15 protein-coding genes and 1 riboswitch are annotated in these 15,219 nt (G+C 27.8%); of the genes, 3 read left to right on the top strand and 12 right to left on the bottom strand.

Going from position 1 to position 15,219, the window contains the following annotated elements; all coding sequences use genetic code 11:
• Window positions 1-158: 158 nt before the first annotated feature.
• The 3 genes from BLP75_RS10210 (at window position 159) to BLP75_RS10200 (ending at window position 1,436) form a co-directional block, all read left to right on the top strand.
• Window positions 159-521: a helix-turn-helix domain-containing protein gene (locus tag BLP75_RS10210; RefSeq protein WP_092725812.1), complete on the top strand. Its 363-nt coding sequence runs from the start codon at window positions 159-161 to the stop codon at window positions 519-521.
• A gap of 171 nt (window positions 522-692) precedes the next feature.
• Window positions 693-893: a hypothetical protein gene (locus BLP75_RS10205; protein ID WP_092725811.1), complete on the top strand. Its 201-nt coding sequence runs from the start codon at window positions 693-695 to the stop codon at window positions 891-893.
• Between the two features lie 162 nt (window positions 894-1,055).
• Window positions 1,056-1,436: a DUF6483 family protein gene (locus BLP75_RS10200; RefSeq protein WP_092725810.1), complete on the top strand. Its 381-nt coding sequence runs from the start codon at window positions 1,056-1,058 to the stop codon at window positions 1,434-1,436.
• A gap of 165 nt (window positions 1,437-1,601) precedes the next feature.
• Here the strand turns inward: BLP75_RS10200 and mgtA are convergent, their stop codons facing one another.
• From mgtA to BLP75_RS10150, 12 genes are all read right to left on the bottom strand, one after another.
• Window positions 1,602-4,298 (bottom strand): magnesium-translocating P-type ATPase, encoded by a 2,697-nt coding sequence (gene mgtA / locus BLP75_RS10195; protein WP_092725808.1) that lies wholly within the window; start codon window positions 4,296-4,298, stop codon window positions 1,602-1,604.
• Window positions 4,299-4,550: 252 nt separating this feature from the next.
• Window positions 4,551-4,711: riboswitch (M-box (ykoK) riboswitch) on the bottom strand.
• Between the two features lie 251 nt (window positions 4,712-4,962).
• Complete coding sequence (locus BLP75_RS10190; protein WP_170139067.1) at window positions 4,963-5,970, bottom strand: GH25 family lysozyme; 1,008 nt, start codon at window positions 5,968-5,970, stop codon at window positions 4,963-4,965.
• 173 nt (window positions 5,971-6,143) lie between these two features.
• Window positions 6,144-7,106 (bottom strand): hypothetical protein, encoded by a 963-nt coding sequence (locus BLP75_RS10185; protein ID WP_092725805.1) that lies wholly within the window; start codon window positions 7,104-7,106, stop codon window positions 6,144-6,146.
• Window positions 7,107-7,420: 314 nt separating this feature from the next.
• Window positions 7,421-7,591 (bottom strand): hypothetical protein, encoded by a 171-nt coding sequence (locus BLP75_RS18175; protein ID WP_170139066.1) that lies wholly within the window; start codon window positions 7,589-7,591, stop codon window positions 7,421-7,423.
• A 249-nt stretch (window positions 7,592-7,840) separates the two neighbouring features.
• Window positions 7,841-8,254 carry a hypothetical protein gene (locus BLP75_RS10180; protein WP_092725804.1) on the bottom strand — a complete coding sequence of 138 codons (414 nt, stop codon included), beginning with the start codon at window positions 8,252-8,254 and terminating at the stop codon, window positions 7,841-7,843.
• Window positions 8,226-8,714, bottom strand: coding sequence for a HipA domain-containing protein (locus BLP75_RS10175; protein ID WP_092725803.1), 489 nt, complete (start codon window positions 8,712-8,714; stop codon window positions 8,226-8,228). Before BLP75_RS10175 ends, BLP75_RS10180 begins: the two co-directional genes overlap by 29 nt.
• Before the next feature lie 147 nt (window positions 8,715-8,861).
• Window positions 8,862-9,020: a hypothetical protein gene (locus BLP75_RS18170; RefSeq protein ID WP_170139065.1), complete on the bottom strand. Its 159-nt coding sequence runs from the start codon at window positions 9,018-9,020 to the stop codon at window positions 8,862-8,864.
• A 235-nt stretch (window positions 9,021-9,255) separates the two neighbouring features.
• The gene (gene galU, locus BLP75_RS10170) at window positions 9,256-10,185 is read right to left on the bottom strand and encodes a UTP--glucose-1-phosphate uridylyltransferase GalU (protein WP_092725801.1); all 930 of its coding nucleotides are present in this window, start codon (window positions 10,183-10,185) and stop codon (window positions 9,256-9,258) included.
• Between the two features lie 48 nt (window positions 10,186-10,233).
• Entirely contained in the window at window positions 10,234-11,454 is a 1,221-nt protein-coding gene (locus tag BLP75_RS10165; RefSeq protein ID WP_092725799.1) for a nucleotidyltransferase domain-containing protein, read from the bottom strand.
• 126 nt (window positions 11,455-11,580) lie between these two features.
• Entirely contained in the window at window positions 11,581-12,474 is an 894-nt protein-coding gene (locus tag BLP75_RS10160; RefSeq protein ID WP_092725798.1) for a DUF368 domain-containing protein, read from the bottom strand.
• A gap of 105 nt (window positions 12,475-12,579) precedes the next feature.
• Entirely contained in the window at window positions 12,580-13,746 is a 1,167-nt protein-coding gene (locus BLP75_RS10155) for a nucleotide sugar dehydrogenase (RefSeq protein ID WP_092725796.1), read from the bottom strand.
• Between the two features lie 32 nt (window positions 13,747-13,778).
• Window positions 13,779-15,218: a lipopolysaccharide biosynthesis protein gene (locus BLP75_RS10150; protein WP_092725795.1), complete on the bottom strand. Its 1,440-nt coding sequence runs from the start codon at window positions 15,216-15,218 to the stop codon at window positions 13,779-13,781.
• Window position 15,219 lies beyond the last annotated feature (1 nt).

Raw genomic sequence — 15,219 nt, 5'->3', positions numbered from 1 at the left:
CACTCCCCCTTATATAAATAATACTTAATAACAAGCAAATCGTAGTTTATTTTGAGTTAACTTTCAATATATAAAATTAATTTTCTCAAATTTTTTTGTAATTTGTTTACATAAATAAAACCTTATACTATACTTAACTTATGGTGGGGTGATAAATTATGACTTTCGGAGAGAAATTTAAAGGTTTAAGGTTAGAGAAAAAACTTAATCAACAAGAAATGGCAGATGAGTTTAATAAATTGTATGGATATACATTTACAAAAGCATCTATATCTCAATATGAACACGATAAAAGAATGCCTGAAATAGAAGCATTAAAAGACTTTGGATTATACTTTAATGTATCTGTTGATTACTTACTAGGGAAAAGTAACGATAGAAACAAATTTACTGATAACGATAAAGTTCAGTTAAAAAAGGATTTATTAAATTTTATTAATGGTTATTTAGGTAACAATAAAGTATCTAAAGACATAAAAGATGATATATTTAATTACCTATCTAAAAATTATCGAGATTAAGTAGTATGAGCCACGTATTTCGTGGCTAAATTTACGTTCTTTTTTTCGAACTTATGATTTGTTTGACCATAAAAAGTTGAAATTTTATTTATCTAGTGTTATAGTTGTTCTAGGCAACATTGCCATTTTTTGTAAAAATTTTAAAATATATAAATTAATTAGGGGGATTTTATGTTTTTAGATAAAGTATTAGAGGATATGGACATCGAGGTAGAGGACAATAAAGAGGAAGAAGAAAAAGAAGTTAACCATTCAGCACACTATAACAGAATTATAGCTTTAGCTACTATGGTTTTCACTAGTGACTGCTTCACTGCAGAGGAAAAAGAAGAGTTACATATGAAGATAAAATGTATCTACGATGAAATATAAATTTATTAATTTTTTACTTGAAATAAATGCATTTATATAGAATTTTTTTTAAAATTATACTTAATTATAAGTAAAAAATAAAGGAATTTTTTCATTTGTGTAGAATTAAAAAAATAGTAAATTAATAAGATTACTAATTTAAAATAGATTGGAGAAATAACTATGGGATACACACAGGACTGGTTGATCAGGCAAATCGAGGGGATTGGGCGTTGTGTAGCTAAGTTAATATTTAAAACAAGTTCAATAGAATATGAAATACATGATAAAGACAACTACTCGCAAGCTGATAAGTTATATGAAGAAATTCATAGTCTTATTAGCCAACATAAGATTTGTGAAGCTGAAAATTTACTATTTAAAACTTTAGATGAAAGCAATCTAGATTATTTAAAAGTAGCTGTGGATTTTTACCAAACTATTAGTAAGTTTTCTGAAAATCAGTTAGAAGAATGTAATTTTTCTAGAGAAGAAATATTCGAAGGATTACAGGATATTCTAAAGATTTATAATGTGCCAATTTCAAATTTTGACTTAATATAATTTTATATTTAACTGTTTTTTTATTTTAAAAAGGCTAATATTTTAGTAAATATTAGCCTTTTTTCTTTTATATTTTATTTTTCAAATATAATATTTATTTCTTCTATATTGTATTTATTTAGTTTGATACTTATCTACTATATTTAAATTAATATGTCTAAATTATTATAATAACTCTCCATATTTTTTAATATATATTTTCTTAAATATAGTAACTACAACCATATAGCCTACTATTATTAATGCTAACCATGCAAAGTATACTGCTGGCATAGGGTACATATCTAGTGCTGTACCAAATGGTATATATGGAATTAGTGTACCTATTATTATTCCTATTGTAGTGAAAACTGTTAACTGAGTTGATGCATTACTTTGTATAAATGGAATCTTAGGAGTTCTAATCATATGGATTACTAAAGTTTGAGTCCATAATGATTCTATAAACCATCCAGCATTAAATGCCATCATGAATAATTCTTTATCAACACCAGGTGACCAATAGTGTCCTCCAGTTATCATAGGACATATAACAAAGAATAATACTATATAAGTAAGAATATCAAATATAGAACTTGTTGGTCCTATCCATCTCATAAAGCTACCTATAGAATCTGCATTCCATTTACGTGGAACTTTTAAATACTCTTCATCTACATTATCCCATGGAATTGATATACATGATATATCATAGATTAAGTTTAATATTAATAGTTGCACAGGCAACATAGGTAAAAATGGAAGCAATGCACTAGCTACCAACACACTAAACATATTACCAAAGTTAGAACTAGCAGTCATTTTAATGTATTTTACTATATTTGCAAAAGTCTTTCTACCTTCAACTATTCCCTTTTCAAGTACCATTAAATCTTTTTCTAATAATATTACATCTGCAGATTCTTTAGCTATATCAACAGCTGTATCTACTGATATACCTATATCTGCTTTTCTCATAGCAGGAGCATCATTTATTCCATCTCCCATAAATCCAACTACGTGACCATTTTCTCTAAGTATTGAAACTATTCTAGCTTTTTGCTGAGGTGATAACTTAGCAAATATACTAGTTCTTTCTACTTCTACTTTTAACTCTTCATCAGTCATAACTTCTACTTGATGTCCTAAAAGTATATTATCAACACTTATTCCCACTTGATTACATACATGTCTAGTAACTTTTTCATTGTCACCAGTTAGTACTTTTACATCTACTCCGTACTCTTTTAATGCTTTGATTGCTTCTACAGAAGACTGTTTAGGTGGATCTAAAAATCCTATATATCCCATAAGCACCATGTCCGATTCATCTTGTACAGAGAATATTCCCTCTGGTGAAGGCTGAGTTTTTTGAGCTACTGCAATAACTCTCATACCCACTCCATTTAAATCTTTAACTGTCTCTAAAATCTCTTCTTTAATTTCCTCAGTAAGCTCTACAACCTCACCTTGGTATTCTGCAAATGTGCATATGTCTAACATTTCTTCAACTGCACCTTTTGTTATCATTTGAGTTTTTTCGTTATTATCTTTTAAAACAACAGACATTCTACGTCTAGTAAAGTCAAAAGGTATTTCATCTACTTTTTCATAAGCTTCATTTAAAGTTTTAAGTCCATTTTGTCTACCATGATCTAGTATGGCTTGGTCTAGTAAGTTTTTAAGTCCTGTTTGGAAATAACTTACCAAATATCCATGTCTTAGTACTCTAATATCTTCATTTCCGTGTATATCTAAATGTCTTTCTAATATAATTTTGTCCTCAGTTATAGTACCAGTCTTGTCAGTACATAAAACATCTATAGCACCAAAATTTTGTATAGAATTTAGATTTTTAACTATAGTCTTGCTTTTAGACATTGATAGAGCACCTTTTGCTAAGTTAGTAGTTACTATCATAGGTAACATTTCTGGAGTCAAACCAACTGCAATAGATATACCAAATAAAAGTGCATTTAGCCAATTACCTTTAGTTATACCATTTATTAAAAATACTATAGGTACCATTATCATCATAAATTTGATTAATAAAACACTAACAGCATTTACACCTTCATCAAAACTAGTTAACTCTCTTTTTTCAGTAACTGTATTTGCTATAGTCCCTATTTGTGTATCGTCTCCAGTTATTATTACAATAGCAGTTGCCGAGCCACTTATAACATTCGTACCCATAAATGCAAGGTTTTGAGCTTCTATATAATTAGTTAATCTTAACTTATTGTTTTTTAAATTAGCAAATTTTTCAACAGGCTCTGATTCACCAGTCATAGATGCCTGACTAATAAATAAATCTTTTGCACTTATTATTCTAACATCTGCTGGAATCATATCTCCTGCCATTAATCTAATTACATCACCTGGCACTAAATCTTCTATAGGTACCTCGTACTCTTTATTATCTCTAATTACAGTTGATGTAGTTTTTATCATAGCTTTTAGCTGTTTACCAGCATTATTTGATTTACCTTCTTGTATAAACTTTAACATTGCACTTAATGTAACCATTGTAGCAATTATAATTACAGTAGTTAATTCTTTCTCACCAGGTTTAGCTATCAAGAAATCTGTGACAAAAGATACTATTGCTAGTAATAGTAAAACTAACGTAAAAGGATTGATAAATGCTTCAAATAATCTTTTGTACCAACTATCCTCATCTGATTGATTTAGTTCATTTTTACCGTATTCCTCAGTTCTTTTTTGTACTAAATCTTTAGTTAATCCACCTTCACTAGTGTTAAATTCCTCCATTAATTCCTCTGGACTTAAAGCTGAGAATTTAACTAATTTTTCTTCAGTCTCTTCTTTATTTAATCTCTTAGCTATTTGTATTGGTTTTCTGTTGAATTTTAATTTCATGTTTATTCCCTCCTGATTAAGCTGTATTTTCTCTTGCTTAGGGAATAGATACTAACGAATTCTCATAAAAATTTTAGGTCTTCATCCGATATGTCTCATCTATCCCTGTGTAACTATGCCTTTCCAAATCCATTTGATATCACCTCTCTCTATTAATTAAAAGTCGCTTCTGTCACCAACAACTTCGTTTATTCAAAAAAAATCCTCATTTAGCTACAGCCAAACAAGGATTTAAATCTCATCAAAATAAATAGTATATATTCTCTCGTTCAAGCTTTAGCTTCTTAGGGCATGATATTGAATTAAAATACACCTTCACTTTCGATGTATCCTGCTAACCAGCTAATAGTGTCTCCACTATTTCGCGGCATCAACCCGTATCCCTAAGGTAACCTCACCTACCGATATATTAAATTTTCCCATGAAATCCAGTAATTTACACTACTTCGAAAAGTTGTTTTATTATTTAAAGTAAAATCAGACTTTTCTTACAATTCCACGATGTCATTATAAGTCATTTTTTGTTTATAAGTCAATACCCAATTTTAAATTTATTATAATATTTATTTTGATGAAAAAAAATCCGAGGCTTATATATACAATTAAATATATTATGTCCTCGGTATTGAAATTTATTTAAAATAACGGTTTTTTAGCTATTTTTTTAAGGTAATATTATTCTTTGTCCAGGGTATATTAGATTTGGATTTTTGATATTATTAAGCTCAACTAATTTATTTACTGTTGTATTATAATTTAGTGCAATTTGACTTAGTGTATCTCCTGATTTTACTATATATACAGGAGTTGATTGGTGATGATTCCCACTTTTGTATATCTTTATTACTTGACCTGGATATATTAGATTTGGATCTTGAATATTGTTATCTTGTACTAGTGCATTTACTGTTGTGTTATAATTTAATGCTATCTGACTTAGAGTGTCTCCTGGCTTTACTATATAATCTATTATTTTTGGATTATTTGTTTTATGGTGTGTATCTTCAGATGGTTTATGATGTGGCTTTTCTGTTGGCTTGTGCTCAGTATCTTCTTTGTGTTCTAATAATATTTCACTTGAGAAATAATCTAAATCCGTATTGGCACCTACTCCTCTAACATCTCCTGAATCAGAATATTGCCATCCAATATATTCCTCTCCCCATACAGGGTTTTGTTGAGGATAATTTGAACTATACTCAGCTATCCATAACTTATAATTTCCTATATCAGAATTAGTATTTAAGCTAGTTTGAGCAAAATTTGTATATGTGTAAACTACAACATCTAGTCCACTAAATTCTTTTACAGCTTCTAAAAATTCTATAGCTTGATTAGTTAATTTTTCATTGTTTAGACCTCCTGTTTCTTCTAAATCTAGTGCTAGTCTACAATCTATCTTGAATCCTTTTAATGCATCCACAAAATATCTGGCTTGCTCTCTTGGAGTTGGTGAACTACCTGGATTGAAATAATGATAAAAACCTACCTTTAATCCATTTGCTTTTGCTCCATTATAAAACTCGTGTAAATATGGATCAGTATAATAAACACCTTCTGTAGCTTGTATATATACAATTTTTACATCTGTTTGAGCAACTTGGCTGAAATCTATGTTTCCAGACCAGTTGCTCACATCTATTCCATTTATGTTACAGTTGTTTCTAGACATATTCATACTCCTTATGATAAATTCAGTTGTTTTTTGACAACTTAATTTATTATATTAAGTTAGTATAATAAATGTTAATCTGATAAAAATTCCCTTTGTTTAAACGTAAAAAAGTGTAGATAAATTTATTTTTCATAAATCTATCTACACTCCATTTTATAATTATAATTTAATTATTTTAATCCAGCTTCTGTATGTAGTACATCTATTGCACTTCTTAATGTACTATCATTTGCTAAGTAATTTACTCTTGCATATGTGATAGCTTCATTAAGTGCATCTATCCATGCTTCTTTGTTTTCTTTATCATTTTTATCTACACGTTGTAATGCTCTCATATCGTTCATTAATCTTAATGCTACATTTGCACTTGGGAATATTTCTTTTTCTATTCTGCTATATAAATCATCTACCCATTGATTTGATTCCATACCTTCTAATCTTTGTTTTGCAGCACCTGTAAATGCCATCATTCTATTGTAGTTATCTACATTTGTTAAATCAGCATTATCTAATAAATCTAGTGCTGTTTCTATTTCTTGACGTGCATAATCATATTGCTCTCTATCCATGTTTACTTCTTCTGTTTTTTGATCTTCTTTATCTTCTGTTATTAATCCAGCTTCTGTATGTAATACTTTTATAGCACTTCTTAATGTATTGTCATTTGCTAAGTAGTTTACTCTTGCATATGTTACAGCTTCATTAAGTGCATTTATCCATGCTTCTTTATTTTCTTTATCATTTTTATCTACACCTTGTAGCGCTCTCATATCGTTCATTAATCTTAATGCTACATTTGCACTTGGGAAGATTTCTTTTTCTATTCTGCTATATAAATCATCTACCCACTGATTTGACTCCATGCCTTCTAATCTTTGTTTTGCAGCATTTGTAAATGCCATCATTTTGTTGTAGTTATCTACGTTTGTTAAGTCAGCATTATCTAATAAATCTAGTGCTGTTTGTATTTCTTGACGAGCATACTCATATTGCTCTCTATCCATGTTTTCTATATTTGTTTGACCTTGCTCTGGTGCATTTGCATTAGCTGTTATTGTTGGAATACAAGTCCCAAATACTAATGCTGCTGCCATAGCTGATCCTACTAATTTTACCATTTTGTTTTTTATCATTTTTAATTCTCCTAATTCTAAAATTTACATAACTATAAAATGTAAAAATATTCCAATAGCTATAATATAATTTTATCAATATATAAATTTTATTTAATTAGGTATCAGTATAGTCTTGTTTAATACTAAAGAGGAGCAGCTTTAACAAATAGTATATAAATCTATAACGTTATTTATAAGACTGTATTTGAATAATAATTGTCTATATAAAACAATATCTAGTACGTTTATCTTTTAAAATATGTACAAATAAAGAAACTTCTTTTTAGATGTTGTACTCTAAAAAAAAGTTTCTTTATCTTCTATAATGAATTTTATGATGTATGCATTTGATCTTTATGATATATAGAATTATGTAAGTCTTTTTGTTCTTGTGTATAATGCTTAGTTGTGCAATAGTCACAAGGGTATTTTAGTTCATCATTAGCTGTGTCTTTTAATCCTAATACATTTAATTCTGGGTTGTTCCAATCTTTTTTATTCATTGTTTTAAAACCTCCAACTCTACAATCTATGTATAATATTATAGGTTTGTAATAAACTTTAGAACACTACCCATAGGTATACTCTTTGTAATACTTATATATAATTACTGGTATTTAAAACACATAAATAGGGTGCTTAGCATCGCTACTCACCCCTAAATAATATATCCAAGTCAACAGTAGCTTCTAAAAAACTTCGCTTATGTTCACCTGTAAATCTCATACCCTTAGATAATTATTCTAATATCTTTAAACAGGTCTACCAAAGTCTGTTCTAATTTTATTTTCCAATAAATATCTAATATGGCATTGCTCATATTTTTCATTATCTTTTCTTATCCACCAATAATCCTCTAATGTCATTCCTTTATTTTCTTTTAGTATTGTCCATGGGTTATATATTGATAAACCCATTTTATCAAGTATATGATCTATAGCATCTCTTTCTGGAGGCATAATTCTATCCTCTATCCACCAAAGTATATTTTCATGAGTAGGTTTGTAGTCTAATGATAAATTTGTATAATCATAAAGTATTGGTGGCAAGTATTTTGTATCTTTAATTTCTTCATTTAATTTAAATGAAAATTGATCTTTATCTTGATTGTAGCTTATGTTTCCTACTTCAATATTTTTATACATTAGAGTATAATTTTCTAACATAATTTAACCTCTCCTCTAACAACATAATCATTGCCCTTACTCTTTTTTCTCCAAGATAATCTTTGTACTCTTCTATAATTTTAGTGAATTCTTCATTAGTGTTATTTAGGTTAATGTGAGGTAGCTTCTTAATTAACTTTATCTGTGAATTGTGCTTATTTTCAAAAGGTTTACTTTTATCATACCTTTTCTTTGCATATTCATTTTTATTAATAGCTTGTATCTCTTCTAAATTTAAGTCTGAGTATAAACTTAAACCATTATCAAATATTGGACAATATTTTCTTTTTCCATTTATAATATATCCAAAATTATTAAAATGTCTATCTATATTATTAACTATAAAGTCAAATAGTAAAGTTTGGTTTATTTCTTCTTCAAAATCTTTAAAATCCTCTAGTAATTTATTGTATGTTAGTTTTTGATTATAGTTTTTATAATGTTTTGCAAAGGTAATCAAAGTTTCATCAGCTTTTAAAAAGTTATCACTTACACAGCAAAGTATTTCTTGTTCTTCAAAATCTTCGCAACCTTTGCTTTTTATAACTTCTAATTTATAGTCAACACCTTTAAGACCAAGTTTTTCTCTTATTCTTGAACAAATACATTAAACCACTGGATGTACTTTACTAAAAATGCCGTAATGTAGTGCTCCACTTTTATAGTATTTGTCTTCACTATTCCATTTAAGTAAAACACCTTTTGATGTTTGTGATAATCCAATAGATTGTAAATTTGTAGTGTTAAGATTTTTAATTTCAATCACCTTCTTTGTCATATTATATTAAAAATTATAACATATTAGCCACAGATGTAGCATTAATAGTTGCAGCCATTATTTAATACTACAAGTATATTCTACCAACTATACTAATTTAATAATCTATATCTATTTAATTTTGTATATAAAAAAACTGACACATGAAAACTTAAACCAAAAAAATAATAAAGCCAACAGTCATAATAATAATTAATCTACTGTTGGCTTTATTTTTTATTTATTATTCAGCATCTATTGCCACTTCATCCATTACATTAACAGTCACTTCTTTAGCTTTTTTATTTTCACCTTTACTTCTTAAAAAGTCCATAAATTCATCTCTAAGCTCTGGTCTTTTTAATGCAAAGTCAACAGTAGCTTCTAAGAAACCTAACTTATCCCCTACATCGTATCTTCTACCTTCAAAGTTGTATGCGTATATAGCTTCTTGATCTGCTAAAGTTTGAAGTGCATCTGTTAATTGTATCTCTCCACCTTTTCCAGGATCTTGATTTTCAAGTATATCAAATATAGCTGGAGTTATTATATATCTACCAAGTATAGCAATATTTGATGGAGCTTTATCAATATCTGGTTTTTCAACCATGTCCTTTACCTTGTATACTCTATCTTCTATATGCTTAACATCTAGTATTCCGTACTTGCAAGTATCTTCTTTTGCAACTTCTTGAACACCTAATACAGTAGTTTTGTATTCATTGTAGCAATCTATTAATTGCTTTAAACAAGGCTTTTCACTATCTACTATATCATCACCTAAAAGTACTGCAAATGGATCGTTTCCTATGAAACTTTTAGCACAATGAATAGCATGTCCTAGCCCTTTTGGCTCCTTTTGTCTGATGTAGTGGATATTTACCATGTTTGATATGTCTTGTACCATCTTAAGCATTTCTTTTTTGCCTTTTTGCTCAAGTTCTAGTTCAAGTTCTACTGATCTATCGAAGTGATCTTCTATACTTTTTTTGCTACGACCTGTTACTATTAGTATTTCTTCTATCCCTGAGTTTATTGCTTCTTCTATGATATATTGTAGCGTTGGTTTGTCTACTATTGGTAGCATTTCTTTTGGTTGTGATTTTGTTGCTGGTAAAAATCTAGTTCCTAGTCCAGCTGCTGGTATTATTGCTTTTCTTACTGTGCGTTTCATTTGTTCCTCCTGTTTTTCCCCTTGTATATTGATAGGTCTTATTTTACTTTATTGTAATTCTAACCATTTTAATATTTCATCTTTATTTTTTGATTCTTTAGTTGTTTTAAATATAAGATTAAATTTTTCTTTTAGTGTAAATTTGTTACCAAATAATCCATATAAAAATTTATGAATATATGCTATTGGTATTAATATTTTATTTTTCTTAGCATAATTGTATTTATCCCCCCATGTATCTATAGGTCCAAACATTGTATAAAATACTTTTTTAAAATATACATTTTTAGGTTCCTCTCTATCTATGTTACATGCTGACCAATTAGCATATTGCTTATGAGTATGTCTTTTTCCGAATACTCCATTTGAAAAAATTTCATCTATAAAGATATTCATATTTTCTTCATCAATACTTTCGATATATATTTCACTTGGAATTTCCATATTGAATAATTTATTACATATATTAAATATTACAGATGTGAATTTTATAATATTGCATTCTTTCACCTTTTTATTAAATAAACTCCAATCAATTAAATGTCCTTGTTTTTCAACTAATACAACTAAATCACATAGCTGCCTAATTCCAAATCCAGCATCCTTAATATGATTTACCATATGGGTTATTAAATGCAGTGTCATATCTTCTAGGGATAGTGAAAGTGCATTACTTACTCCAATATTTACTGGAATACAAGTTTCCCATATATTATCTTCTATTGAATCTATACTATCAAAAAATCTACCATTACCTAACACCCAATGTACTTCTATATCTAAGTGATTTTTATGTTTAAATCTTATATGATGATGATATTCCCTATCAGATACTGTATATCCTAGAGTTTCTAGTATTAATCTTACTTTATTTAAATCACCCTCTTTAACTATCAGATCTGCATCTCCCATAGTTCTTTGCTCTGGTTTAGGATAAAGCTCTCTAACTATTAATCCTTTTAATGCTACTACCTGAATCGCTTCTTTATTTAATTCATCTAATACTTTAGATACTTGTTTTATATGGTTTATTTGATACATTCCACTAAAAAAAGTAGTTTTTTTCAAATCATCTAATGTTTCTTTATCCATAGTTTTTGTATAATCTGTATTATTTATAGCTGTATATATAAGCCCCTTTACACTATGTTCATTAGCTTCTTCTATTACTTCGTTCCAGTTTATATTTTCATTAATATCTAGTTCGTACTTTTGTCCTCTAATAGCATGTGACAATAGATTTATTACTAATTCTTGTGATTTATTCATTTTATACTCCCTTGTTTAAAATAAATTAAAATTATTCATAATAAATTATACACTCACCCTATTTAACGCACTATACTACACCTAGGTTATATATAGTACTACTTTTTAGTTATATAATATATAAGTTTAACTATTATAGTTTACTTCTACTGTTTCCGATTTAGCGTTTTTGTTTTTTAACACAGATTTAAACTTTTCTAATGCAGGAACTAAAATACATCCTATAGCAAAAAATACTATACTGAATGTTGATATGGTCATAGGTGACTTAGATACTTCAAGAGATGTCGGTCCCATTATAACAGCATATATAGAACCAATCATAAGACCTATAATACAATATATAGTTTGAGGTCTAAAGGTTCTAAGTAAATATCTAACAGATCTTACAGTTGCAAACACACCAATCAAAATTCCAAAACTAAATATTATTATACCTGGTAAATATCCAAAGTCTAACTTAAGTACTTCCTTTATAGCAGTAAGCATAGGAACGTAAAGACCAAATATTAAAAGTATAGTTGATCCTGAAATACCAGGCAACACCATTGCTGATATAGCAATCATTCCAGATATAAATATATAGCCTATAAACAATATATTTAAATTATTAATATTTACAGAAAAACTTTGACTACTATTTTTTACTGGATTAAAATAAGTCATTGCACATACTATGGCTATTCCAATTACTAAAAATACTATGTTTTTCTTATTTTTTGATAATATCTTTTGTTCTGATTTAACTATCAAAGGAATAGATGCTATTATAAATCCTAGAAATAAAGAACTTATCTCATATATATTTTTTTCAAATATAGATGTTATAAATAATACAGATAATATAAATCCAACTATCCATCCTAGCCCTATTTTAGATAAAAATCTGAGTGCATTTATTCTACCGCTTCTATCTCCTAATATTAAGTTATTTAATGAATTTACAAAGTCATCATAGAATCCTAATATAAATGCTACTGTACCACCCGATACTCCTGGTACGCTATCAGCTAGTGCCATACAAAATCCTCTTATAAAATTTAATATATATGATCACCTCTTTCTTAAAATCAATAAAATAAATAAAAGATCATCATAAACTCATGATCTTTTATTTTAAATTTCTTAATCTCGATTGAACAAATCTCTTGTGTATACTTTTTCTTCTACATCAAATAGCTCTTTTGATAATCTATTAGATACTATTATATCACTCATAGATTTAAATTCTTCTAAATCATTTACAACCTTTGAATTGAAAAATTTATCCTCTTTGAGTACTGGCTCATGTACTACCACCTCTATACCTTTGGCTTTTATCCTCTTCATTATACCTTGTATTGATGAAGCCCTAAAATTATCAGAATCAGTTTTCATTGTTAAACGATATATTCCAACTGTTTTAGGATTTTGCTTTATTATTTGATCTGCTATATGATCCTTTCTAGTTGTATTTGCATCAACTATAGCTTGTATTATGTTGTTTGGTACATCTTCATAGTTTGCTCTTAACTGCTTAGTATCTTTAGGTAAACAATATCCACCATATCCGAATGAAGGGTTATTATAGTGACTTCCAATTCTAGGGTCTAACCCTACACCTTCTATTATTTGCTTTGTATTAAGCTCTCTAACTTCTGCATATGTATCTAGCTCATTAAAATATGCAACTCTCATTGCCAAGTAAGTATTAGAGAATAATTTAACAGCTTCTGCTTCTGTTGAATTAGTAAACAATACTGGTATGTCCTCTTTTATAGCCCCTTCTACCAGTAAATTAGCAAACTTTTTAGCTCTTTCTGATTGTTCGCCTACTATAATTCTTGAAGGATAAAGGTTATCATATAAAGCTTTTCCTTCTCTTAAAAATTCTGGTGAGAATATTATGTTATCACAATCAAACATTTCTTTTACTCTTTCAGTATATCCAACTGGTACTGTTGATTTTATTATCATTGTAGCTTCTGGATTTATTGAAAGTACGTTTGCTATTACTGCTTCTACACTTCTTGTATTAAAGTAATTTTTATCTGGATCATAGTCTGTTGGTGTAGATATTATAACAAACTCTGCATCTTTATATGCTTTATATACATCAGTAGTAGCTACTAGATTTAATTCCTTAGTAGCTAAATATTTTTCAATCTCTACATCTACTATTGGAGATTTTTTATTATTTATAAGGTCAACCTTGTCTTGTATTATATCTACCGCTACTACTTCATTATATTGTGCTAGTAAAATAGCATTTGATAATCCTACATATCCAGTTCCTGTAATTGCAATTTTCATAAATTAATTTTGCTCCCCTTTTTTTATATTTTTTAAAACTTATTATATATAAAATTATTATATTGTCTTAATTTATTAACGATCATTAAAACTACATCTCTGTATAGATATAAAATTATTATTGTAGATATCAAACTAATAGCTATAGTATTCAGGTCTAATTTATGTGTAGTTGAATATAAAGCTAAAATCGATAGCATTATACTAGATACATAAAACTGATTTAATGAATAATTTACATTATAAACCCGCTTAGATAAAGAAGTTCTCATTAAGAAAAATATAATATAAGATATACCTGTTGATATTGCAGCACCCTTAGCTCCCAGTTGTGGAACTAATAATATATTTCCAATTATATTAGAAAATGCCGAAATTAAAGCTACATAAATATGATAGACACTTTTTTTCATAAATCCAATTCCTATTACTGTTGTTTCTGATATAGTGTACATTATTGGATTAAACACTAAAAATGGAAATACAAACACAGCTTGACTATATTTACTCCCCAACAATAAAACTATTATATCTTTAAATGTTATAAGTAATATTCCTAGTATTAACATTGTAAATGAAACTATTTTATTTATTTCTATAAAAAATAGTTTCGCATTATTTTCATTAACATACTTTTCATGAGCTACAGGAACCCAAAATGTAGTAAATGTATTTTGAAATGCATTTAACAAAGCAACTATAGAATATGAAGCTGCATATATACCGACTTCTTCATATCCTCTTAATAGATTTAAACTTATTTTATCTGTTGATTGAAATATCCATGTAATGGCCATAGAAAAAAATAATGGTGATCCATATTTTAATATATCTTTTTGAGAAGTTTTTATTGTTCTTAAATTACACTTAGTGAACCAATCTTTTCTTTCTATTAGAACAGATACTATTACAGTTAAAATATTCGACGTAACTAATGCTAGAATCAAAGTATTGCAAGAATTTTTTGAAATTTTTAAAAATATCAGTATAAAAGCTATGTATAATACTTTACCCAATACCTGTAATGCTGAATATATCTTAGCTTTTTGTTTCATCCTTATAACTAGTAAAGAAAATCTTCCTAGCATACTAAATGAAATAAATAATATCATTAATAAAATTAATTTGAATGAATATTCTCCTATAATAAACTTTGAAATCGGCTTATAAAATATTAATAATACCACAGATATCATTATATTTATTTTACAGTTTAAGGATATACATTGTCTAAGTAAATACGATCTATCTTCAATTTTTTCTTCATAAAAAAATCTAACATATGCTTGATCTATGCCTAGAAGAATTAAAAGGAGTATAAAATTAGATATTGTATTAAACATAGAATATCTCCCCATTTCCTCCGGTGCTATAATTCTGGTTATTAATGGTGCAGAAATAAATCCTAAAATTAAAACTATTCCATTTCCCATTGCAAATTCAGTAAATTTTTTAAATAAATTATCGTTCATA

Origin of the sequence: Romboutsia lituseburensis DSM 797, assembly GCF_900103615.1 — a bacterium.
Lineage (GTDB): Bacteria > Bacillota > Clostridia > Peptostreptococcales > Peptostreptococcaceae > Romboutsia_F > Romboutsia_F lituseburensis.
Note: the sequence above shows the minus strand (reverse complement) of the source record. Positions and strands in the feature narration are given on the sequence as shown.

Bases quoted from the DNA above. Each gene is read 5' to 3' on its own strand.
- BLP75_RS18175 (WP_170139066.1), bottom strand. From the start codon at position 7,591: ATGAATAAAAAAGATTGGAACAACCCAGAATTAAATGTATTAGGATTA.
- mgtA (WP_092725808.1), bottom strand. From the start codon at position 4,298: ATGAAATTAAAATTCAACAGAAAACCAATACAAATAGCTAAGAGATTA.
- BLP75_RS10205 (WP_092725811.1), top strand. From the start codon at position 693: ATGTTTTTAGATAAAGTATTAGAGGATATGGACATCGAGGTAGAGGAC.
- BLP75_RS10160 (WP_092725798.1), bottom strand. From the start codon at position 12,474: ATGGCACTAGCTGATAGCGTACCAGGAGTATCGGGTGGTACAGTAGCA.
- BLP75_RS10155 (WP_092725796.1), bottom strand. From the start codon at position 13,746: ATGAAAATTGCAATTACAGGAACTGGATATGTAGGATTATCAAATGCT.
- galU (WP_092725801.1), bottom strand. From the start codon at position 10,185: ATGAAACGCACAGTAAGAAAAGCAATAATACCAGCAGCTGGACTAGGA.
- BLP75_RS10210 (WP_092725812.1), top strand. From the start codon at position 159: ATGACTTTCGGAGAGAAATTTAAAGGTTTAAGGTTAGAGAAAAAACTT.
- BLP75_RS10150 (WP_092725795.1), bottom strand. From the start codon at position 15,218: ATGAACGATAATTTATTTAAAAAATTTACTGAATTTGCAATGGGAAAT.
- BLP75_RS10180 (WP_092725804.1), bottom strand. From the start codon at position 8,254: ATGTTAGAAAATTATACTCTAATGTATAAAAATATTGAAGTAGGAAAC.
- BLP75_RS10165 (WP_092725799.1), bottom strand. From the start codon at position 11,454: ATGAATAAATCACAAGAATTAGTAATAAATCTATTGTCACATGCTATT.
- BLP75_RS10185 (WP_092725805.1), bottom strand. From the start codon at position 7,106: ATGATAAAAAACAAAATGGTAAAATTAGTAGGATCAGCTATGGCAGCA.
- BLP75_RS10190 (WP_170139067.1), bottom strand. From the start codon at position 5,970: ATGTCTAGAAACAACTGTAACATAAATGGAATAGATGTGAGCAACTGG.
- BLP75_RS10200 (WP_092725810.1), top strand. From the start codon at position 1,056: ATGGGATACACACAGGACTGGTTGATCAGGCAAATCGAGGGGATTGGG.